This window comes from Streptomyces sp. LX-29 (genome assembly GCF_029541745.1).
Classification (GTDB): domain Bacteria; phylum Actinomycetota; class Actinomycetes; order Streptomycetales; family Streptomycetaceae; genus Streptomyces.
This window is the reverse complement of sequence record NZ_CP089746.1, coordinates 881,375-902,148: the sequence shown is the minus strand read 5'-3', so window position 1 is coordinate 902,148 and position 20,774 is coordinate 881,375. Positions and strand designations below refer to the sequence as shown.

The 20,774-nt window shown below is 72.3% G+C and carries 15 protein-coding genes and 1 riboswitch; of the genes, 10 read left to right on the top strand and 5 right to left on the bottom strand.

Going from position 1 to position 20,774, the window contains the following annotated elements; all coding sequences use genetic code 11:
- Window positions 1–60 precede the first annotated feature (60 nt).
- The 5 genes from LRS74_RS04010 to LRS74_RS03990 all read left to right on the top strand — a co-directional run bounded on the left by LRS74_RS04010 (window position 61) and on the right by LRS74_RS03990 (window position 4,933).
- A complete protein-coding gene (locus LRS74_RS04010; protein ID WP_277744585.1) occupies window positions 61–951 on the top strand; it encodes an FHA domain-containing protein in 891 nt (296 codons plus the stop codon).
- Between the two features lie 28 nt (window positions 952–979).
- A complete protein-coding gene (locus tag LRS74_RS04005) occupies window positions 980–1,747 on the top strand; it encodes a MerR family transcriptional regulator (RefSeq protein WP_277739676.1) in 768 nt (255 codons plus the stop codon).
- Between the two features lie 53 nt (window positions 1,748–1,800).
- Window positions 1,801–2,274: a bifunctional nuclease family protein gene (locus LRS74_RS04000; protein WP_144385830.1), complete on the top strand. Its 474-nt coding sequence runs from the start codon at window positions 1,801–1,803 to the stop codon at window positions 2,272–2,274.
- A gap of 178 nt (window positions 2,275–2,452) precedes the next feature.
- Complete coding sequence (locus tag LRS74_RS03995; RefSeq protein ID WP_277739675.1) at window positions 2,453–3,070, top strand: MerR family transcriptional regulator; 618 nt, start codon at window positions 2,453–2,455, stop codon at window positions 3,068–3,070.
- A 171-nt stretch (window positions 3,071–3,241) separates the two neighbouring features.
- The gene (locus tag LRS74_RS03990; RefSeq protein ID WP_277739674.1) at window positions 3,242–4,933 is read left to right on the top strand and encodes a DNA polymerase IV; all 1,692 of its coding nucleotides are present in this window, start codon (window positions 3,242–3,244) and stop codon (window positions 4,931–4,933) included.
- Between the two features lie 103 nt (window positions 4,934–5,036).
- Here LRS74_RS03990 and LRS74_RS03985 read toward each other — a convergent pair whose 3' ends face one another.
- Window positions 5,037–5,396 (bottom strand): PRC-barrel domain-containing protein, encoded by a 360-nt coding sequence (locus LRS74_RS03985; RefSeq protein ID WP_277739673.1) that lies wholly within the window; start codon window positions 5,394–5,396, stop codon window positions 5,037–5,039.
- 137 nt (window positions 5,397–5,533) lie between these two features.
- Window positions 5,534–5,641, top strand: a riboswitch (glycine riboswitch).
- 193 nt (window positions 5,642–5,834) lie between these two features.
- On the opposite strand from LRS74_RS03985, the gene gcvP reads away from it, so the two are divergent.
- The gene (gene gcvP / locus LRS74_RS03980; protein WP_277739672.1) at window positions 5,835–8,729 is read left to right on the top strand and encodes an aminomethyl-transferring glycine dehydrogenase; all 2,895 of its coding nucleotides are present in this window, start codon (window positions 5,835–5,837) and stop codon (window positions 8,727–8,729) included.
- Between the two features lie 245 nt (window positions 8,730–8,974).
- On the opposite strand, the gene LRS74_RS03975 is transcribed toward gcvP, so the two are convergent.
- Together LRS74_RS03975 and LRS74_RS03970 are read right to left on the bottom strand one after the other, a co-directional pair.
- Window positions 8,975–9,181: a DUF5999 family protein gene (locus LRS74_RS03975; RefSeq protein WP_277739671.1), complete on the bottom strand. Its 207-nt coding sequence runs from the start codon at window positions 9,179–9,181 to the stop codon at window positions 8,975–8,977.
- Window positions 9,182–9,729: 548 nt separating this feature from the next.
- On the bottom strand, window positions 9,730–10,341 hold the full coding sequence (locus LRS74_RS03970; protein ID WP_277739670.1) for a hypothetical protein: 612 nt from the start codon (window positions 10,339–10,341) through the stop codon (window positions 9,730–9,732).
- Between the two features lie 518 nt (window positions 10,342–10,859).
- Between LRS74_RS03970 and LRS74_RS03965 the strand changes: the two genes are divergently transcribed.
- Window positions 10,860–12,362, top strand: coding sequence for a glutamate-cysteine ligase family protein (locus LRS74_RS03965; protein ID WP_277739669.1), 1,503 nt, complete (start codon window positions 10,860–10,862; stop codon window positions 12,360–12,362).
- Window positions 12,363–12,626: 264 nt separating this feature from the next.
- Complete coding sequence (locus tag LRS74_RS03960; RefSeq protein WP_277744584.1) at window positions 12,627–13,367, top strand: CPBP family intramembrane glutamic endopeptidase; 741 nt, start codon at window positions 12,627–12,629, stop codon at window positions 13,365–13,367.
- Window positions 13,368–13,418: 51 nt separating this feature from the next.
- Here LRS74_RS03960 and LRS74_RS03955 read toward each other — a convergent pair whose 3' ends face one another.
- Both LRS74_RS03955 and LRS74_RS03950 read right to left on the bottom strand, forming a co-directional pair.
- A complete protein-coding gene (locus tag LRS74_RS03955; RefSeq protein ID WP_277739668.1) occupies window positions 13,419–14,255 on the bottom strand; it encodes a PhzF family phenazine biosynthesis protein in 837 nt (278 codons plus the stop codon).
- A 420-nt stretch (window positions 14,256–14,675) separates the two neighbouring features.
- Window positions 14,676–17,069 (bottom strand): excinuclease ABC subunit UvrA, encoded by a 2,394-nt coding sequence (locus tag LRS74_RS03950; protein WP_277739667.1) that lies wholly within the window; start codon window positions 17,067–17,069, stop codon window positions 14,676–14,678.
- Between the two features lie 369 nt (window positions 17,070–17,438).
- Between LRS74_RS03950 and LRS74_RS03945 the strand changes: the two genes are divergently transcribed.
- Window positions 17,439–18,026, top strand: a complete 588-nt coding sequence (locus tag LRS74_RS03945; protein ID WP_277739666.1) for a PadR family transcriptional regulator — start codon at window positions 17,439–17,441, stop codon at window positions 18,024–18,026.
- A gap of 270 nt (window positions 18,027–18,296) precedes the next feature.
- On the top strand, window positions 18,297–20,645 hold the full coding sequence (locus LRS74_RS03940; RefSeq protein ID WP_277739665.1) for a glycoside hydrolase family 3 N-terminal domain-containing protein: 2,349 nt from the start codon (window positions 18,297–18,299) through the stop codon (window positions 20,643–20,645).
- Window positions 20,646–20,774 lie beyond the last annotated feature (129 nt).

Sequence of the window (20,774 nt, the reverse complement as noted above, 5' to 3'; positions counted from 1 at the left end):
GCAGGAGAGGATGGCGATCATGGGTCCCGGGCGCACGGTAGTGGGGGGTCGGCGCACCGGATCGGTGGTGCGTGGTGGAAACTGTCTGACGGTCACGGACGTTGTACAGGTGTCCGGGTCGGCCGGTGTGTGCATCGAGGGTTACATCGAGGTTTTGTCCTGCCTTACGGGCGGGTCTGTTTCGGTCAAGGGGAATCGCCCGTGAAGTTGTTCGGGAAATTGTTCGGCAAGAGCGCACGCCAGGACGGTGCCAGCGGCACCGCCCGTCACCGTGCCGCGGGCTCCGCGGAGGGCGGCGCCCATGAGGAGCAGCGACCGCTGTTCCGCGATCAGATCGGGGGCCAGGCCGGCGGTGCTGCCGGGGCCGCTCCCATAGGCTCCGGAGGTCCGGCCGCGCCCGGCGCGGGATACGGCGTGGCCGTCTGCACCCGCTGCGGCAATCGGAACGCGGAGACGAGCCGCTTCTGCTCCAACTGCGGCGCGCCGCTGCGCGGAGGGGTCACCCCCGAGCGCGCGTCGGAGACCACCTCCACCATTTCGATCTCCGGCCTGGAGGCGTACGACTCCGAGGTCACCGGCCAGACGCCGCTGCCGGCGCTCTCTCCGGAGGCGCAGGCCGCGGTGGAGGCGCTGCCGTCGGGCTCCGCCCTGCTGGTGGTGCGCCGGGGTCCGAACTCGGGTAGCCGCTTCCTGCTGGACGGCGACCTGACCACGGCAGGTCGTCACCCGCAGAGCGACATCTTCCTGGACGACGTGACCGTCTCGCGGCGTCATGTGGAGTTCCGTCGTGGCGCGGACGGTCTGTTCACCGTCGCCGACGTCGGCAGCCTCAACGGGACGTACGTCAACCGGGAGGCGATCGACGCGGTCCAGCTGCACAACGGCGACGAGGTGCAGATCGGTAAGTACCGGCTGGTCTTCTTCGCGAGCCAGCGGGGCGTCGGCATCTGAGGTCAACGGCATCCGAGGTAAGGCGTCCATGCTGCACTCATCACCGGGCGGTGCCGGATCGGGCACCGCCGCCTCGGCCCGTCGGCTGATGAGCATCGGCACGGTGCTCAATCAGCTGCGGGACGAGTTTCCCGAGGTCACCATCTCCAAGATCCGCTTCCTGGAGGCGGAGGGGCTGGTGGAGCCGCAGCGGACGCCGTCCGGATACCGCAAGTTCAGCCCGGAGGACGTGGAGCGGCTCGGTTACATCCTGCGCATGCAGCGTGACCACTATCTGCCGCTGAAGGTCATCCGGGAGCATCTCGACGCCCTGGCGCGGGGCGAGGGGGTGCCCTACCCGGTGGTCTCCCCGGCCCCGTCGGGCGAGCTGCTCGATGTGATCGACGGGCTGAGCGGGGAGGCCGGGGCCTCGTCCGACGGCCGCACCGCGGCCCGGGTGGGCCGCGCCGAGCTGCTGGCCGCCGCCGAGGTGGGCGAGGGCGAGCTGGCCGAGTGGGAGTCGTACGGCCTGATCGGCCCCGCCGTGGACGGGGCGTATGACGCCGACGCGGTGACGGTCGCCAAGCTGGTGGCGGATCTCGGCCGTTTCGGTCTGGAGCCGCGCCATCTGCGCGCGGTGAAGGCGGCGGCCGAACGTGAGGCCGGGCTGGTCGAACAGGTGGTCGCGCCGCTGCGTCTGCACCGGAATCCGCAGACCAGGGCCCATGCGGAGGCCACCGCCAGGGAAATCGCCGCGCTGTCGGTCCGGCTGCACGCGGCCCTGGTCCAGTGCGCCCTCCGGGCCCGGCCGAGCTGACCGAATGCGGGCCCGACTATCCAAACCGGCCGGGCACGTCCTAGGGTTGCTGTGTGAACGAGCTCGACGTCGTGGGTGTCCGGGTGGAAATGCCCTCAAACCAGCCGATCGTGCTTCTGCGTGAAGTGGGAGGCGATCGTTACCTCCCTATCTGGATCGGTCCAGGCGAGGCGACCGCGATCGCCTTCGCTCAGCAGGGGATGGCGCCCGCGCGCCCGCTGACCCATGATCTGTTCAAGGACGTGCTCGAGGCGGTGGGTCAGCGGCTCACCGAGGTCAGGATCACCGACCTGCGCGAGGGCGTCTTCTACGCGGAGCTGGTGTTCGCCAGCGGAGTCGAGGTCAGCGCCCGGCCGTCCGACGCCATAGCGCTGGCGCTGCGCACCGGGACGCCGATCTACGGCAGCGACGGGGTGCTCGACGACGCGGGCATCGCCATTCCGGACGAGCAGGAGGACGAGGTGGAGAAGTTCCGCGAGTTCCTCGACCAGATCTCGCCGGAGGACTTCGGAACCAGCAGCCAGTGAGCCCGGCGGCGGTCGTCGCTCGGTAGGCGTCAGCGCATTCGGTCAGCCCTTCCCGCGCACCGGTCACGGGAAACCACTCTCAGGGTGATTATCACTCGGCGTGCCGAGTGTGGCGATCGTTGACGCACCCCGGGCGACTGCCTACCGTCGACAGGGCAGGTCAAGGACGGAGGTCGGCGTGAGAAGCACCGGCGACGGCACGGCGGCCGGCGGTCCGTATCCGCTCGGCAGGGGCGCGGCGGCGGAATCGACGCCCCGACATCGGGTCACGGCGCAGCGCGCCGCGGACCCGGAAGGCTCCTCCGATCTGATCGGATACCGCGGACCGACCGCCTGTGCGGCGGCGGGTATCACCTACCGCCAGTTGGACTACTGGGCGCGCACCGGACTCGTGGAGCCGAGCGTGCGCCCCGCGTACGGGTCGGGGACCCAGCGGCTCTACAGCTTCCGGGATGTCGTCGTCCTCAAGATCGTCAAGAGGTTGCTGGACACCGGGGTCTCGCTGCAGAACATCCGCACCGCCGTCCAGCACCTGCGCACCCGAGGGCTGGACGACCTGGCGCGCATGACGCTGATGAGCGATGGCGCCACCGTCTACGAGTGCACCTCCCCGGACGAGGTCGTCGAGCTGCTCCAGGGTGGCCAGGGCGTCTTCGGGATCGCGGTCGGCGTCGTCTGGCGCGATGTGGAGGCGGCCCTCTCCCAGCTGCACGGCGAGCGGGCGGACACGGGCGAGACGCTGGTGCGCCCCAACCCCGCCGACGAACTCGCGCGGCGCCGCAACCGCGCGGGCTGACGCGCCCCGCGCGAAGACCGCGCAGGGCCGTGCGACACACCTGCGGCGCCCCAGGCGGCCCCGCTCCGGCTCTCGCTCCCGGGTCACTCCGGCCACTCGGCGCGCCGCCGGCGCACGCGCCCGGAGGCCGCCTGCGTTCGAATGTCAGTGGCATGCGGCAGCATCTGAGGTGTGAGGGATGCGCCCACGATCCTGCATCTGGACATGGACGCCTTCTACGCTTCGGCGGAGCAGGCGGCCAAGCCGAGCCTGCGCGGAAAGCCGGTGATCGTCGGAGGGCTGGGACCGCGCGGTGTGGTGGCCACCGCCTCGTATGAGGCGCGGGTCTTCGGGGTGCACTCGGCGATGGCCATGGCCCAGGCCCGTCGGCTCTGCCCCAACGCCGCCTACCTCACCCCGCGCTTCACGGTCTACCGCCAGGTGAGCGACATCGTGATGGGGTTGCTCGGCCGGCTCTCCCCGCTGGTGGAGCCGCTCAGCCTGGACGAGGCGTTCGTGGACCTGGAGGCGGGGGACGCGGCCGTGGCCGACACGGCGTCCGCCCGGGCCGTGGGCGAGCGGCTGCGCGCCGACATCCACGCCGCCACCGGCCTGACCGGCTCGGTGGGGCTCGCGGGCTCGAAGATGCTGGCCAAGATCGCCTCGGAGCAGGCCAAGCCGGACGGCCTGGTGGTGATCGAGCCGGGGACCGAGTGGGAGCTGCTCGGACCCATGACGGTGCGCACCCTGCCCGGGGTGGGCCCGGCGACCGCGGAGGCGCTTCGCCGGGTGGGGATCCACACCGTCGCCGAGACGCGCGAGGCGGGCGAGGCGGAGCTGGTGCGACTGCTGGGCAAGGCGCACGGCGCGTCGCTGTACGCGATGGCGAACGGCCGGGACGACCGTCCGGTGGTCGCCGAGCGGGACACCAAGTCCGTCTCGGTGGAGGACACCTTCGACGTCGACGTCACCGACCGGGTGCGGATCGAGCTGGAGCTGGCCCGGCTGGCCGACCGGTGTGTGGAGCGACTGCGTGGAGCAGGCCGCTCCGGCCGGACCGTCGTGATCAAGGTGCGGAGCTATGACTTCTCCACCCTCACCCGCTCCGAGACGCTGCGCGGGCCCACGGACGACCCGGCGGTGGTGCGGGAGGCGGCGGCGCGGCTGATCGAGCAGGTCGACACCACCGCGGGGGTGCGGCTGCTGGGGGTCGGCGTCAGCGGCCTCGCCGACTACACCCAGGAGGACCTCTTCGCCCAGGCCGCCCATGCCGCGCAGGCCACCGAGGCCGCCGGGGCCATCGCGTCTGCCGGGGCCGCCGGGGACACCGGGGCCGTCGCGGCGGCCGAGGCGGGGCAGGCGGATCAGCCGGCTCTCGCCGGCACCGGCCCGGGGTCGGCGCACGCTGCCAGCGCTTCCGGCCCCCCTGGCGCCTCTGTGAGCGCCCCGCGCGACGCCGGCGGGACCGGGAGACCGGTCGGCCCCGCGGCGGGCCATGGAGCGGCGGGGGAGCGCCTTCAAGGCGCCGAGGAGACCCCGCCCCGGCGCTGGCTCCCCGGTCTGGACGTGCGGCACGCGGAGTACGGGTCGGGCTGGGTGCAGGGCAGCGGCGTCGGTCGCGTCACCGTCCGCTTCGAAAAGCCCTGGTCGGCGCCCGGCCGGGTGCGCACCTTCGCTGTCGACGACCCGGACCTGGAGCCGGGCGAGCCGCTCCCGTTGGTCCCCTCCGCCGCGGACCTCGCCGCGACGGAGCACGCGGACACCCCCGTACAAGCGCGGTCGGGTCACCCCGGCGGGGGGCCGGAGCGACGGCGTTCCGCCGCGGACGGCGCGGCACCGGGGCCGCTCGGCGCCGCGCAGGCCGGCCCCTCGGCTTCGAGCTGACCCGCGGGTTTGCACCTGACCCGACAACAGGGGCGGCCGGGCCCGCCGGATCCGCCGAACCCGTCGGACCCGCTGAATCCGCTGGATGGCCGGACGGGCCGGGTCAGCCCTCGGCGGGGCCGCCCGGTTCGCCCTCGATGGCCTGGCCGGAGGCCGCGTCCAGTCCGTAGTGGTGGTAGAGCTGGAGCTCCTGTTCCGGGGAGAGGTGGCGCCCCACGCCGAAGTCCGGGGCGTCCTTGATCATGCGCCGCTCGAAGGGGACGCGGAGGCCGTCCGAGGCGACCTCGCTCGGCTCCAGCGGTACGAAGACGTCCCGGCTGAAGATGCCGGTGCGAACCGCCGCCCACTGCGGTTCGCCGGTCGCGTCGTCGAGGTAGACCTCGTCCACGGTCCCGATCTTCGCGCCGTCGCGGTCGAATGCCTTGCGCCCGATCAGCTGCCGGGGGTCGATGTCGGTCTGCACGGTCCCTCCAACTGACGGAAATGCCCCCGGCACCTACGAAAAGCCACAACGCCGGACATGGCCACTTGAGCGCGGTGTGAGGCCGATTGCACACCGGTTCGACGGGCAGATGCGCTGGTAGGCTGGCTAACGGCTGCAGACCCCGTGCGGGAGAGCCCTCTGTCGAGCTCGTTGGAGATCGTCGGCGGCGCCGAAGGAGCAAATCCTCCCCGGAATCTCTCAGGCACATGTACCGCGCGGGTGAGGTCACTCTGGAAAGCAGGGTGGGCCACGGAGCGCATGGCTTCGGGACCCCTCCTCACCGACGGTGAAAGCCGGTTCGTGTGCGGCAGCGCGGGCCGGTGAAGCTCTCAGGTTGAGATGACAGAGGGGGAGGCCATCCGGGTACCCGCGCCGTGGTGCCCCTCGCAGGTCGCATCGACCAGGAGGCCCCCGCAGATGACTGCCAACCGCATCTCCCTCGCCGCGCTGGAGCAGGGCACGCCCTTCGCTCGGCGTCACATCGGACCCGATGGCGAGGCGCAGGCCAAGATGCTCGCGCAGGTGGGCTTCGGCTCCCTCGACGAGCTCACCGACACCGCCGTTCCGGACGTGATCAAGAACGCCGAGGCGCTGGGTCTGCCGGCCGCCCGCAGCGAGGCCGACGTCCTCGCCGAGCTGCGCACCCTCGCCGACGGCAACCAGGTGCTCTCCTCCATGATCGGCCTGGGCTACCACGGCACGTTCACGCCGCCGGTGATCCTGCGCAACGTCATGGAGAACCCGGCCTGGTACACCGCGTACACCCCGTACCAGCCGGAGATCTCCCAGGGCCGCCTGGAGGCGCTGCTCAACTTCCAGACCGTCGTCGCCGACCTGACCGGCCTGCCCACCTCCGGCGCCTCGCTGCTGGACGAGGGCACCGCGGCCGCCGAGGCCATGTCGCTGTCCCGGCGCGTCGGCAAGGTCAAGGACGGGGTATTCCTCGTCGACGCCGACTGTCTGCCGCAGACCATCGCGGTCATCCAGACCCGCGCGGAACCCACCGGAGTCGAGGTGGTCGTCGCCGACCTCTCCGAGGGCATCCCCGCCGAGGTCGCCGAGCGCGGTGTGTTCGGCGTGCTGCTCCAGTACCCGGGTGCCTCCGGCGTGGTCCGGGACCCGCGCGCCGTGATCGAGCGGGCCCACGAGCTCGGCGCCGTCGTCACGGTCGCCGCGGACCTGCTCGCCCTGACCCTGCTGACGTCCCCGGGTGAGCTGGGCGCGGACATCGCGGTCGGCTCCAGCCAGCGCTTCGGCGTCCCGATGGGCTTCGGCGGCCCGCACGCCGGCTTCATGGCCGTGCGCGACGCCTACGCCCGCAGCCTGCCCGGCCGCCTGGTCGGCGTCTCCGTCGACGCGGACGGCGACAAGGCGTACCGCCTGGCCCTGCAGACCCGCGAGCAGCACATCCGCCGCGAGAAGGCCACCAGCAACATCTGCACCGCGCAGGTACTCCTGGCCGTGATGGCCGGTATGTACGCCGTGTACCACGGCCCGGACGGCCTCGCGGCCATCGCCCGGCGCACCCACCGCTACGCCGCGGTGCTCGCCGCCGGGCTGCGCGCGGCCGGCGTCGAGGTCGTCCACGGCGCGTTCTTCGACACCGTCACCGTGCGGGTGCCGGGCCGGGCCGCCGAGGTCGTCGCCGCGGCCCGCGACCTCGGGGTCAACCTGCGGCTCACCGACGCCGACCACGTCGGCCTGTCCTGCGACGAGACCACCGGCCGCACCGAACTGGCGGCGGTCTGGACGGCCTTCGGCCTGGGCGACGCGCTCCCCGTCATCGACGAGCTGGACGCGGCCACCGACGAGAGCCTGCCGGCGAACCTGCTGCGCACCGACGCGTACCTGACCCACCCGGTCTTCCACCAGCACCGTTCCGAGACCGCGATGCTGCGCTACCTGCGCCGCCTCGCCGACCGCGACTACGCGCTGGACCGCGGCATGATCCCGCTCGGCTCCTGCACCATGAAGCTGAACGCGACCACCGAGATGGAGCCGGTCACCTGGCCGGAGTTCGGCGGCCTGCACCCCTTCGCGCCGATCGAGCAGGCGGCGGGCTATGTGACGCTGATCCGCGAGCTGGAGGAGCGGCTCGCCGAGATCACCGGCTACGACAAGGTCTCGATCCAGCCGAACGCCGGCTCGCAGGGCGAGCTCGCGGGCCTGCTGGCCGTGCGGGCCTACCACCGGGCCAACGGCGACACGCAGCGCACCATCTGCCTCATCCCGTCGTCGGCGCACGGCACCAACGCGGCCAGCGCCGTGATGGCGGGGATGAAGGTCGTCGTCGTCAAGACCGGCGAGGACGGCGAGGTCGACACCGAGGACCTGCGCGCCAAGATCGAGAAGCACCGCGAGGAGCTGGCGGTGCTGATGGTCACCTACCCCTCCACGCACGGCGTGTTCGAGGAGCACATCACCGAGATCTGCGACGCCGTGCACGAGGCGGGCGGCCAGGTGTACGTGGACGGGGCCAACCTCAACGCCCTGGTCGGGCTCGCCGGCCCGGGCTCGTTCGGCGGCGACGTCTCACACCTGAACCTGCACAAGACCTTCTGCATCCCGCACGGCGGCGGCGGCCCCGGTGTCGGCCCGGTCGCGGTACGCGCGCACCTGGCGCCGTACCTGCCCAACCACCCGCTGCAGCCCACCGCGGGCCCGGAGACCGGCGTCGGCCCGATCTCGGCCGCACCGTGGGGCTCGGCCGGCATCCTGCCGATCTCGTGGGCGTACGTCCGCCTGATGGGCGGCGAGGGGCTGCGGCGCGCCACCCAGGTCGCGGTGCTGAGCGCCAACTACATCGCCAAGCGGCTGGAGCCGCACTACCCGGTGCTGTACACCGGCCCCGGCGGGCTGGTCGCGCACGAGTGCATCATCGACCTGCGTCCGCTCACCAAGGCCACCGGCGTCACCGTCGACGACGTGGCCAAGCGCCTGATCGACTACGGCTTCCACGCGCCGACCATGTCGTTCCCGGTCGCCGGCACGCTGATGATCGAGCCCACGGAGAGCGAGGACCTCGCCGAGCTGGACCGGTTCTGCGAGACGATGATCGCCATCCGTGAGGAGATCGAGAAGGTCGGCTCGGGGGAGTGGTCGAAGGACGACAACCCGCTGCGGAACGCGCCGCACACCGCGGCCGCCCTCGGCGGCGACTGGAACCACGCGTACAGCCGCGAGGAGGCGGTCTTCCCGGCCGGCGTCTCGGCCGCGGACAAGTACTGGCCGCCGGTGCGCCGCATCGACGGTGCCTTCGGCGACCGTAACCTGGTCTGCTCCTGCCCGCCGCTGGACGAGTACGAGGGCTGATCGACGCACTCCCGCCTCTAGGCGCGCATGCGTCGGGGCCGGTTCGGCGGACTCCGCCGGGCCGGCCCCCTTTGGTTCTCGGGCTCGGTTCGTCTCCGGGCGCTGTGAGCGGCTGCCGACGGTCGACCGTCCTCGACCGCTCGTTCCTCGCGGCCTCCACGCTCTCTCTCGGCAGCCGCGCGCCCTGCGGCTCACGCGTCGGGTGGTCCGCCCCCGCGTGGCGGCTCGCTCGCCGGGTGGTGACCCTACGCGGCGGTGGCGATGTGCCCAGTGCCCAGCGGCCGGTGCGGGGCGATGATCTGCCCGTCCGGCAGCAGCTCACCGGTGTCCTCGAACTGCAGGACGCCGTTGCACAGCAGGCTCCAGCCCTGTTCCGGGAAGTGCGCCACCCGATGGGCGGCCTCCCGGTCGGCGGAGTCGGCTGACGGGCACGCTGGCTGGTGCTGGCACATGGATGCGTTCTTTCGCTGGTGTGTAAGTTTCCCGCGGCTCGATGCGGCGTTCATGGCCGCCCCCCGTAGTCAGATCGGTCGTCGTGCTCCCAGTGTTGCCCTACGGACGTGACTCCGCAGGGATTTCGCGGCAGAGGTACTCACCCGATAAAGACGCGTCACTCGGGCGGGGGGTTCAATGACCCCCCACCGTCACTTTGGATGGTTCCCCATGGCCCTGGATGACTAGCCCGAGCGGATGGGGCGCATATCGGCCGGCTGGCGCATAGGGGGCATGGGGGGCGTGCGCCGCGACGGCAGAGCGCCCCGCGACGGCGCTGTCGCGGGGCGCTCCCTGCGTGGGTGGTGCGCCGGGTCGCCGACGCCTCCTCATGATCTTCGGTCGACGGTCCTCGGTTCCCGGTTCTCGGTTCCCGGTCCTCGGATCGGGGTCCTGAGTTCACGGTCTTCAGCTCATGGGTCCTGAGTTGGCGGTCTTCAGCTCATGGGTCCTCGGTTCACGGTCTTCAGTTCAGGGTCTCCAGTGCGCGGCCGCGCTCCGGACCGGCTCAGGCGGGCGAGCCGAGCAGCGGGGGGGTGGGAGTGGTGCGGGTGAGTCGAAGGGTGAGCCGGGGCAGCAACTCGGCCACGCGCAGCGCCCGATGGGCGGCGATACCGGGCGGGGCGGGGGCGAGCGGCACCAGCAGATCGGCGGGGGCCGGCCGCCCCTGCTCGGGCTCGACGGTCGGTTCGGTGGCGGGCTCGGCGTGCAGCCACAGCGTGAGCATGTAGAGCTCGGGCAGGAAGAGCAGTCGGGGCTGGTGCAGGGCGGGCAGCGACTCGGCCTGGCTCAGGGCCTGTTCGGTCGAGGTCACATACGGACCCTCGCAGAAGTGCGAGAAGGCCCAGCCGTCGGCGGTGGGGACCGCCTCGGCCGCGGCGACCGCCCGGCCGCCGCCACGGATGAGGAAGCGCCAGCCGGTCAGCCGGGTGCGGGAGGGGACGCCGGGCGCGGTGATGGTGTCCAGGACGTGGACGGGAAGCGGGCTTTCGGCGGTGAAGGGAGCGGTTAACGAACGAAGTGCGGGGGTACGCGCCTCGCGGACGGCGGTGGGGGAACCGAGGGCCGTGAGGACGCTGCGCAGTGCGGGCGTGGGAGCCGGGGGAACATGCAGCGGCATGATGGGTTGCCTCTCGCTTCGGAGAAACGGTGGTGCTGGGCGTGTCGCACAGGGACGGCGCGTGCGCGTGTGGGGTCAGAGGTGGGCCGGGGCCGATGGCCGGGCGTCAACTCTCCGCCTCCAATGGCAAGTTTATACGACACGTGTTCCCGCGATGTTTCGCCTAGCGCTTCCGAGCATTAAGAACAAGGGGTTTTCCGGACCGCGCGGCGAGGGTGTTTAGCTAAATCTGTTCCTTATGTGCGGGTGCGACCTCGTATTTTGTCCGTTAAGCGGTAGGCCGGTTCCGTGCGGCGTATTCCGCATATTCCCGCCGGTACATCACGGCCTTTTCGGGGCATTTACGCCGCACCGCTTCGCCTCCCTCGGCACGCCCCGGTGCGCCACCGTGGCGTTCGGCAAGAGCCTACCGGTCGCAGCCGTGCCGCGGGGCGCTATCGATCACATTGCCTGGGCATCATCGACCGTGGTACCGGCGGCTGGTGCCGCCGAAGCCCTACTTCGAGGAGGACGCTTCGATGGGCGAGAAGGTCGTGTCCAGTGGGTTCGACCTGTCCGACCGACAGTGGCAGCGCGCGAAACTCCGGGACTGTATGAGAGCGTTGCACAGGCTCCTGGACGAGAAGCGATTCGACCGCCCGCAGAATCTCATGGGGCTGGAGATCGAGCTGAATCTCGCGGGTTCCGACGGGATGCCGAGGATGATGAACGCGCAGGTTCTCGAACGCATCGCGAGCCAGGATTTCCAGACCGAACTCGGGCAGTGCAATCTTGAAGTGAACATCGTCCCGCACCGGCTGTCCGGCCGAGTGCTCGACCAGCTCGCCGAGGAGCTGCGGACCGGCCTTGCATATGCCGACCGCAAAGCCAGAGAGGTGTCCTCCCAGATCGTGATGATCGGTATTCTGCCCACCCTCGTCGCCGACGATCTGGGATCCTCCAACCTGTCCTGCGACGAGCGCTACAAAATGCTCAACGAGCAGATGCTGGCGGCCCGGGGCGAGGACTTCGTCATCGACGTCGAGGGCGTGGAGCGGTTCGTCTACTCCTCCGGCTCGATCGCGCCCGAGGCCGCCTGCACCTCCGTGCAACTGCACCTCCAGGTGACACCGGCGCGGTTCGCGGCCGTGTGGAACGCCGCCCAGGCGGTGGCCGCGGTGCAGATAGCGGTCGGCGCCAACTCGCCCTTCATCTTCGGCCACGAGGTCTGGCGGGAGTCCCGCCCCCCGCTGTTCCTACAGTCCACCGACTTCCGCCAGCCGGAGTTCGCGTCGCAGGGGATGCGTCCGCGCACCTGGTTCGGCGAGCGCTGGATCAGCCGCCCCGCCGAGCTCTTCGAGGAGAACCTGCGCTACTTCCCACCCCTGCTGCGCACCGACCAGGAAGAGGAGCCGCTGCGCGTCCTGGACGAGGGCGGAGTGCCCCAGCTGTACGAGCTGACGCTGCACAACGGCACCGTCTACCGCTGGAACCGCCCCGTCTACGGGGTCGCGGACGGCGTACCCCACCTGCGGGTCGAGAACCGGGTGCTGCCTGCGGGCCCCACCGTCACCGACGTGATCGCCAACGTCGCGTTCTACTACGGCCTGGTGCGGGCCCTGGTCGAGGAGCCCCGCCCGGTCTGGAGCCGCATGCCCTTCGAGGCCGCGGCCGAGAACTTCGACGCGGCCTGCCGGGACGGCATCGACGCCGTGCTGCGCTGGCCCCGCTCCGGACGCTTCCCGTCCCTGCCCCGGGTCCCGGCCGTACGGCTGGTGCGGGACGAACTGCTGCCGCTGGCCGCGGCCGGGCTCGACGCCTGGGGCGTCGAACCCGCCGACCGCGACCGCTACCTCGGAGTGATCGAGGAGCGCTGCCGACTGCGTGCCAACGGTGCCTCCTGGCAGGCGGCCACCTACCACCAGGCGCGGGACGCCGGCATGGACCGGGAGGCCGCCCTCGCGGCGATGACGCGCCGCTACTGCGCACTGGCCCGGACCGAGGAGCCGGTCCACACCTGGCCGGTCGGCTTCTCCGACTGACGGCACCGCCGGGCCGTGACGTCGGGCCTCTCGTCGGCGTGGCGGGGCCTTCCGCTGGTCCGGGTGGTTCTCGCCGGCGCGGGGGTGGCCCGGGTGGCCTCATCCGCTCCGGGGTCGCCCCCGTGTCGTGCGGAGGGTGGGCGTCGGGCAAGCTAGGGCGCGGGGCGGGACACGGAAAGGCGAGGGCGGACAGTGCAGGCGAGAACGCGCGCGGCGGCGGCTTCCGCGCCCGGCGGGGCCACGACGGAGCGGTCGACGCGGCGGATGTGGCGCACCGAGCTGTTGCTCGTGTTGGCCCTGTCGCTCGGCGCGAGCGGGATCTCCGCGCTGATCAGCTTCATCGGCTCGGTGACGGCGCCGGGCGGGCTGAAGGACAAGGCGGCCACGCTCAACGGCTCGGCGGCGCCGGGCCGCCCCTGGCTCGACCTGGCCTGGCAGCTCTTCGGGATCAGTACCGCGCTGGTGCCGGTCGTCCTCGTCGCCCATCTGCTGCTCCGCGAGGGCACCGGGCTGCGGGCGATCGGCTTCGACCGCCGGCGGCCGGGCTTCGACCTGGGCTGGGGCGCCGTGATCGCGGCCGGCATCGGCGGCACCGGGCTGCTGCTGTACCTCGGGGCGCGGGCGGCCGGGGGCAATCTGACCGTGGTGCCCGAGGCGCTGCCGGACGTGTGGTGGAAGATCCCGGTACTGATCGCCTCCGCGGTGCAGAACGCCGTGCTGGAAGAAGTGATCGTCGTCGGCTACCTGCTGCGCCGGCTCGGTCAGCTCGGCTGGACGCCGATGGCCGCGCTGCTGGCCAGCTCGGTGCTGCGCGGCTCGTACCACCTCTACCAGGGCATCGGCGGATTCTTCGGCAACATGGCGATGGGCGTGATCTTCGTGCTGCTCTACCGCCGCTGGGGGCGGGTCGGGCCGCTCGTCGCCGCGCACGCGCTGATCGACATCGTCGCGTTCGTCGGATACGCGCTGCTGGCCGGCAAGGTCGGCTGGCTGCCCACGGCCTGAGCCGGCGCCCCGCGGACCCCGCGGGGGCCGGCAAGGGAGCCGGCCGCCGTGCTAGGCGAGCAGTTCGCCGTCGATGACGGTCGTCGCGAAGCCGCTGAGCAGCGTGCGGTCGCCGCGCAGCGTGGTCCGCACCAGGCCGCCACGGGCGGACGCCTGGAGGCCGGTCAGCTCCTCGCGGCCGAGCCGGGCGGACCAGAAGGGGGCCAGCGCGGTGTGGGCGCTGCCGGTGACGGGGTCCTCGTCGATCCCGACGTTCGGGAAGAAGCAGCGCGAGACGTAGTCGTAGCCGCGCGCCGGGTCGGCGGCCGGGGCGGTGGCGATGACGCCCCGTCGGGAGGCCCGGCCGATGGCCCGGATGTCCGGGGCCAGCTCGCGCACGCTCCGCTCGTCGGCCAGCTCGACCAGCAGATCGCCGATGTGCTCGCTGGTGTCGTGGACGCCGAGGGGCTTGGCGCCCAGTGCCTCCGCCAGCCCTTCGGGCGCGTCCACCGGCGTCAGCGCGGAGGTCGGGAAGTCCAGGGTGATCGCGCCGTCGGCGGCCGGTGTCGCGGACAGCACCCCGCCGCGGGTGGCGAAGCGCACGGTGCCGTCGGCCGCGCCGGTGGCGCGCAGGACGTGCGCGGTGGCGCGCAGGACGTGCGCGGTGGCGAGCGTGGCGTGTCCGCACATGTCCACCTCGGTGGTCGGGGTGAACCAGCGAAGCGCCCAGTCGGCCTCCCCGCCGGCCGGGAGCGGATGGGCGAAGGCGGTCTCGGAGAGGTTGACCTCCGCGGCCACCTGCCGCATCCAGGCGTCGTCGGGGAAGGCGTCCCGGTCGAACAGGAGCACGCCGGCGGGGTTGCCGGAGAAGGGGCGGTCGGTGAAGGCGTCGACGATTCGCAAGCGCATGGCGTGACCGTAGCGAGCCGGTGAACGTGCGGCCACGGCCAATCCCCCGGCCGTGGCCCGTGCTCGGCGGGCCGGGGGCCGCCGCGTCAGCAGAGCAGGACGCGTCAGCAGGACGCGCCAGCGGGGCAGGACGTCAGCAGGGCAGGACGCGTCGGCGGGGCATGACCCGTCAGCAGGACAGGACGCGCCAGCGGGGCAGCACCCGTCAGCAGGAGCCGCGGCCCCTGCCTCCCGACCGTGTCGCCGCGCGTCAATGGTGCGTCGTCGACCGCGGTGCGCCGCGCGGGCATCGCCGGGCGCCGCGCGGGCACGCCGAGCGGGCGCGGGCGGCGGGTCGCCGGGAGCGCCGGCCGACGCTTCCGACGGCCCCCCGAGAGACGCCCGACGCCGCGAGAGCCCGGGGTGTTCGCCAGACCGCGGTCAGCCGCCGACGTAGGCCGCGAGATGCTCGCCGGTGAGGGTGGAGCGGGCGGCGGCGAGGTCGGCGGGTGTGCCCTCGAAGACGATCCGGCCACCGTCGTGGCCGGCGCCGGGGCCGAGGTCGACGATCCAGTCGGCGTGCGCCATGACCGCCTGGTGGTGCTCGATGACGATGACCGACTTGCCGGAGTCGACGAGCCGGTCGAGCAGGGCGAGCAGATGCTCGACGTCGGCGAGATGCAGGCCGGTGGTCGGCTCGTCGAGGACGTAGACGCCGCCCTTCTCGGCCATGTGGGTGGCCAGCTTGAGCCGTTGCCGCTCGCCGCCGGACAGCGTGGTGAGCGGCTGGCCCAGGCTGAGGTAGCCGAGCCCGACGTCGGCGAGCCGCTCCAGGATGCGGTGCGCGGCCGGAGTGCGGGCCTCTCCGGCGCCGAAGAACTCCTCGGCCTCGGTCACCGACATCGCGAGCACCTCGCTGATGTCGCGGCCGCCGAGGTGGTGGTCGAGCACCGACGCCTCGAACCGCTTTCCCTCACAGTCCTCGCAGGTGCTGGCGACGCCGGCCATCATCGCCAGGTCGGTGTAGATGACGCCGGCGCCGTTGCAGGTGGGGCAGGCGCCCTCGGAGTTGGCGCTGAACAGCGCCGGCTTCACGCCGTTGGCCTTCGCGAACGCCTTGCGGATCGGGTCGAGCAGTCCGGTGTACGTCGCCGGGTTGCTCCGCCGGGAGCCGCGGATGGGGCCCTGGTCGACGGAGACCACACCCTCGCCGGTGGGGATCGAGCCGTGCACCAGCGAGCTCTTGCCGGAGCCGGCGACTCCGGTGATGACGGTCAGCACGCCGAGCGGGATGTCGACGTCGACGCCGCGCAGGTTGTGCGTCGTCGCCCCGCGGATCGGCAGGGTGCCGGTGGGCTTCCGCACCGTCGCCTTGAGAGCGGCCCGGTCGTCGAGATGGCGACCGGTGATGGTGCCACCGGCCCGCAGCCCCTCGACGGTGCCCTCGAAGCAGACGGTGCCGCCCGCCGTGCCGGCGCCGGGGCCGAGGTCGACGACGTGGTCGGCGATCGCGATCACCTCCGGCTTGTGCTCCACGACGAGCACCGTGTTGCCCTTGTCGCGCAGCCGCAGCAGCAGGTCGTTCATCCGCTGGATGTCATGGGGGTGCAGGCCGATGGTGGGCTCGTCGAAGACGTAGGTGACGTCGGTGAGCGAGGAGCCGAGGTGGCGGATCATCTTGACGCGCTGCGCCTCGCCGCCCGAGAGCGTGCCCGAGGGGCGGTCGAGCGAGAGATAGCCGAGGCCGATCTCCACGAACGAGTCGAGCGTCCGCTGGAGCGCGGTGAGCAGCGGCGCCACCGACGGGTCCGTGATGCCGCGGACCCACTCGGCCAGGTCTCTGATCTCCATCGCGCAGGCGTCGGCGATGCTCTTCCGCTTGATCTTCGAGGACCGGGCCCCCTCGTTGAGCCGGGTGCCGTCGCACTCGGGGCAGGTGGTGAAGGTGACCGCCCGCTCCACGAAGGCCCGGATGTGGGGCTGCATCGCCTCCTTGTCCTTGGACAGGAACGACTTCTGGATCTTGGGGATCAGCCCTTCGTAGGTGAGGTTGACGCCGTTGACCTTCACCTTGGTCGGCTCACGGTAGAGGAAGTCCTGCATCTCCCTCCTGGTGAACTCGCGGATCGGCTTGCGCGGGTCGAGGAACCCCGACTCGGCGTAGATTCCCACGGTCCACACGTTGTCCGACTTCCAGCCGGGGATGGTGAAGGCCCCCTCGGCGATCGACCTGGAGTCGTCGTAGAGCTGGGTGAGGTCGATGTCGGAGACCGCGCCCCGGCCCTCGCAGCGGGTGCACATGCCGCCGGTGCGCTGGAACGTGGCTTTCTGGGCCTTGGTCTTGGCGCCGCGCTCGACGGTGATCGCGCCGCTCGCCCGGACCGAGGCGACATTGAAGGCGTACGCGCTGGGCGGGCCGATGTGCGGCGTGCCGAGCCGGCTGAAGAGGATGCGCAGCATCGCGTTGGCGTCGGTGACGGTGCCGACCGTGGAGCGGGGATCGGCGCCCATGCGCTGCTGGTCGACGATGATCGCGGTGGTCAGCCCGTCGAGCACGTCGACCTCCGGCCGCGCCAGCGGCGGCATGAAGCCCTGGACGAAGGCGCTGTAGGTCTCGTTGATCAGCCGCTGGGACTCCGCCGCGATCGTGTCGAAGACCAGCGAGCTCTTGCCCGAGCCGGACACACCGGTGAACACCGTCAGTCGGCGCTTCGGGATCTCGATGCTGACGTCCTTGAGGTTGTTCTCGCGCGCGCCGTGCACGCGGATCAGATCGTGGCTGTCGGCGAGGTGCGACGCGGGCGACTGCGGGTCCGTCCTCGTGGCCGTGCTCATCTCTGTCTCCCTCTCTGTGGGGCGGGGCTGCGTGCGCGGGCTGCCACGGCCTCGCCTGGCTCGATCTGATCAGCTTCGAGCGTACGTCCGACGCTGCCGCGTCGGACGGCTCAGCGGAGCCCCTCGAAGCGGATCGGTTCGCCCGCGGGATCGCGGAGCGCGCGGTCGCGGAGCGCCCGGTCGTGAACGCCGTACGGAACGGTGAGGTCCATGACGGCGAGGCTAGGCGTGGCCCGGTCGCCGGCGCTTCTCGATTCCTGATCGGTCCGGTCGCTTCGAGGGCGGGCGGTGTCGGAAGCCTTGTCGGTAGCAGCTATCCGATATATCGTTGAGTTATCGGGATAGATCAACGATGGAAGGAGCGTAAGGATGCGTTCACGTGGGAGGCACCACGGGCACGAGCACTGCGGGCCCGGCTGGGGCGACTTCCAGGGAGAGCGGGCCGCCTTCGGTCCGTTCGGGCCGCCCTTCGGCGGTCCTCCGTTCGGCGGCCGCGGTTGGGGCGGTCCGCGCGGCCGCGCCCGGCGCGGCGATGTGCGGGCCTCGATCCTGGCGCTGCTGCGGGACCGGCCGATGCACGGCTACGAGATGATCCAGGAGATCGCCGAGCGCAGCGGCGGCGCGTGGAAGCCGAGCCCCGGCTCGGTCTACCCCACCCTGCAGCTCCTGGAGGACGAGGGGCTGATCAGCAGCGAGAGCGAGGGCGGCAAGAAGCTGTTCGCGCTCACCGAGACCGGTCGCTCCGAGGCCGAGGCGGGACCCGAGGCCCCGTGGCAGGAGGCCGGCCGGGGTGTCGACTGGGAGGCGATGCAGGAGATCCGCCAGGCCGGGTTCGGGCTGATGGAGGCGTTCACGCAGGTCTGGAAGACCGGCACCCCGGAGCAGCGGCAGCAGGCGATCGCGGCCATCAACGACGCCCGCAAGCGGCTCTATCTGATCCTCGCCGAGGAGGACTGAGCGCCGAGGAGGACTGAGCGCCGAGGACGGGAAGCGCCGAGGGCCGCCTCCGACCCGGGCGCTTCCCCGAGCCGTTCGGCGGCCCCGGTCCGGCGGGTCGGCGGCGCCCGCCACGGCGTCGGACCGACGGCGTGGCGGGACCCCGCCGGAGGCTCGCCCGGCACACGCGAGGCGGTGGTCCACGGGCGCCCCGTGGGTCACCGCCTTCTTGACCGTCCATCAGGTCACGGCCAGACTCCGGGGTCTCACAGCAGATCGGAGAGCGCTCTCATGTCTGTACGTGTGTCCCTGCCCGCCCGCTGGAGAACCGTGACCGCCCGCCGCGCGACCGCGGCCGGACGTCGCCACCCCGCCCTCGTCTTCGCGCTGGTCACCGCCTGCGCGGCCGGGGTCGCCCTCGCCCCCGCCGGACCCGCCCGGGCCGGCGCGCCCCGCTATCTCGACGCCGGCGCCCCCGTGGCCGAGCGGGTGCGGGACCTGCTGGGCCGGATGACGCTGGACGAGAAGATCGGCCAGATGGACCAGATCGCCGTGATCCGCATGCAGGGCGACTGCGAGTGGAGCGGCGGCGAGCTCGACGAAGCCTGCATGAAGACCGTGCTGGACGACCACGCCGTCGGCTCCGTGCTCTCCGGCGGCGGGATGGGGCCGTCGCGCAACACGCCCGCCGACTGGGCGGCGATGGTCAACGCGGTCCAGCGCTACGCCGTGCGGAACTCGCGGCTGCACATCCCGGTGCTCTACGGCGTGGACGCGGTCCACGGCCACAACAACGTGCTGGGCGCCACCGTCTTCCCGCACCAGATCGGCCTCGGCGCCACCTGGGACCCGAGGACCGTGCGGGAGACGAGCGCGTCCACCGCCCGCGCCGTCGCCGCCACCGGCATCGACTGGAACTTCTCGCCCGTCGCCGACCTCGCCCGCGACCAGCGCTGGGGCCGCTACTACGAGACCTACGGCGAAGACCCGCTGCTGGCCGGCGAGCTCGCCGCGGCCGGCGTCGAGGGCATCGAGACCGCCCGCGGCGCCAAACGGGTCGCCGCCACCGTCAAGCACTTCGCCGGCTACTCCGAGCCCTCCAACGGCCATGACCGAGTGCCCGCCGACGTCTCCCCGCGCTACCTCCAGGACACCCTGCTGCCGCCCTACCGCAGGGCCGTCGAGGCGGGGGCCAGGACGGTGATGGTCAACTCGGGAGCGCTCAACGGCGTCCCGGCCACCTCCTCGCGCCACCTCCTCACCACGGTGCTGCGCGAGCGGTGGGGCTTCACCGGCGTCACGGTCTCCGACTGGGAGGACGTACGGGCCCTCCAGACCAAGTACAAGATCGCGGCCGACTATCCGGAGGCCATCGCGCTGGCCGTCAACGCCGGGGTCGACATGGCCATGGAGCCCTTCGACGCCAAGGGCTTCAGCGAGGGGCTGCGGACCGCGGTGGACCGCGGGCTGGTCTCCCCGCGGCGCGTCGACGAGGCCGCCGGTCGGGTGCTGCGGCTGAAGTTCGAACTCGGCCTCTTCGAGGACCCGTACGTCGACCCCGCCGAGGCCGACGCGGCGGTGCTCGGCGCCGACAAGGACCTGGCCCGGCGCGCCGCGGCCGACTCCCAGGTGCTGCTGCGCAACACGGCGCACCAGGGCAGGGACACGCTGCCGATCGCCGACTCCGCGAAGAAGATCGTGGTGGCCGGGTCGTACGCGGACGACATCAACGGCCAGGTGGGCGGCTGGACCATCGGCTGGCAGGGGGTGCCGGAGGGCGTCGAACTGCCCGGCACCACGGTCCTGGAGGGCATCAGGGCGGCGGCGCCCGCGGCCGCGCGGGTGGTGCACGCCGAGTCCGCCGAGGACGCCGCGCGCGAGGCGACCGACGCGGACGTCACGGTGGTGGTCGTGGGCGAACGCCCGGGCGCCGAGGGCGGGGCGGACACCCCGCGCCCGGAGCTCTCCGCCGCGCAGCAGGCGCTGGTCAAGCGGGTCGCCGACGCCGGACGGCCGGTCGTGGTCGTCGTCCTGGCGGGCCGCCCGCTGGCGCTCGGCGACGCGGCGGGCACCGGCGGGCTGCTGATGTCCTGGCTGCCGGGCACGGAGGGCGGGCACGCGGTGGCCGACGTGCTGTTCGGCAAGGTCAACCCGAGCGGTCGGCTGCCGGTCTCCTGGCCCAGGCGGGTGGGCAACGAGCCGATGTACTACCAGCAGCTCCCCGGCACCAACGGGGGAGCGGAGTCCGCCTATGACGCGGCGTACGCCTTCGGCGCCGGGCTCTCCTACACCGACTACGCCGTCGACGCCGTGACCGCCGAGCGCGCCTCCGTACGCCCCGGCGCCCCGGTCCGACTGAAGGTCACTGTCTCCAACGACGGCTCCCGGGCGGGTGACCTCGTGGTCCCGGTCCATGTCTCCCGCCCCGTCAGCGACGTGCTGGCCCCGCCCCGGAAGCTCGCCGCCTTCACCAGGGTCCACCTCACCCCGGGCCAGTCCCGCACGGTCACCCTCACCGTCCCCGCCCGCGCCCTCGCGGTCACCCCGGGCGACCTCGACGGGGCCGACGCCCCACGGGTCGAGCGCGGCCGTCACGTCTTCACGGCGGGGCAGCGCACCGCGGAGGTCACGGTGCGGTGAGGCGCCCGGCGTCGTGAGGCCGTAGAGGTCGTCTCCTCCTTGAGGAGGAGGCGACGCTCGCGGTTGCGCAACCACGGTGGGAGGAGCAAATGCGTCCTGGCGGGGATGCCTCGGGCTGATGGGACTGAT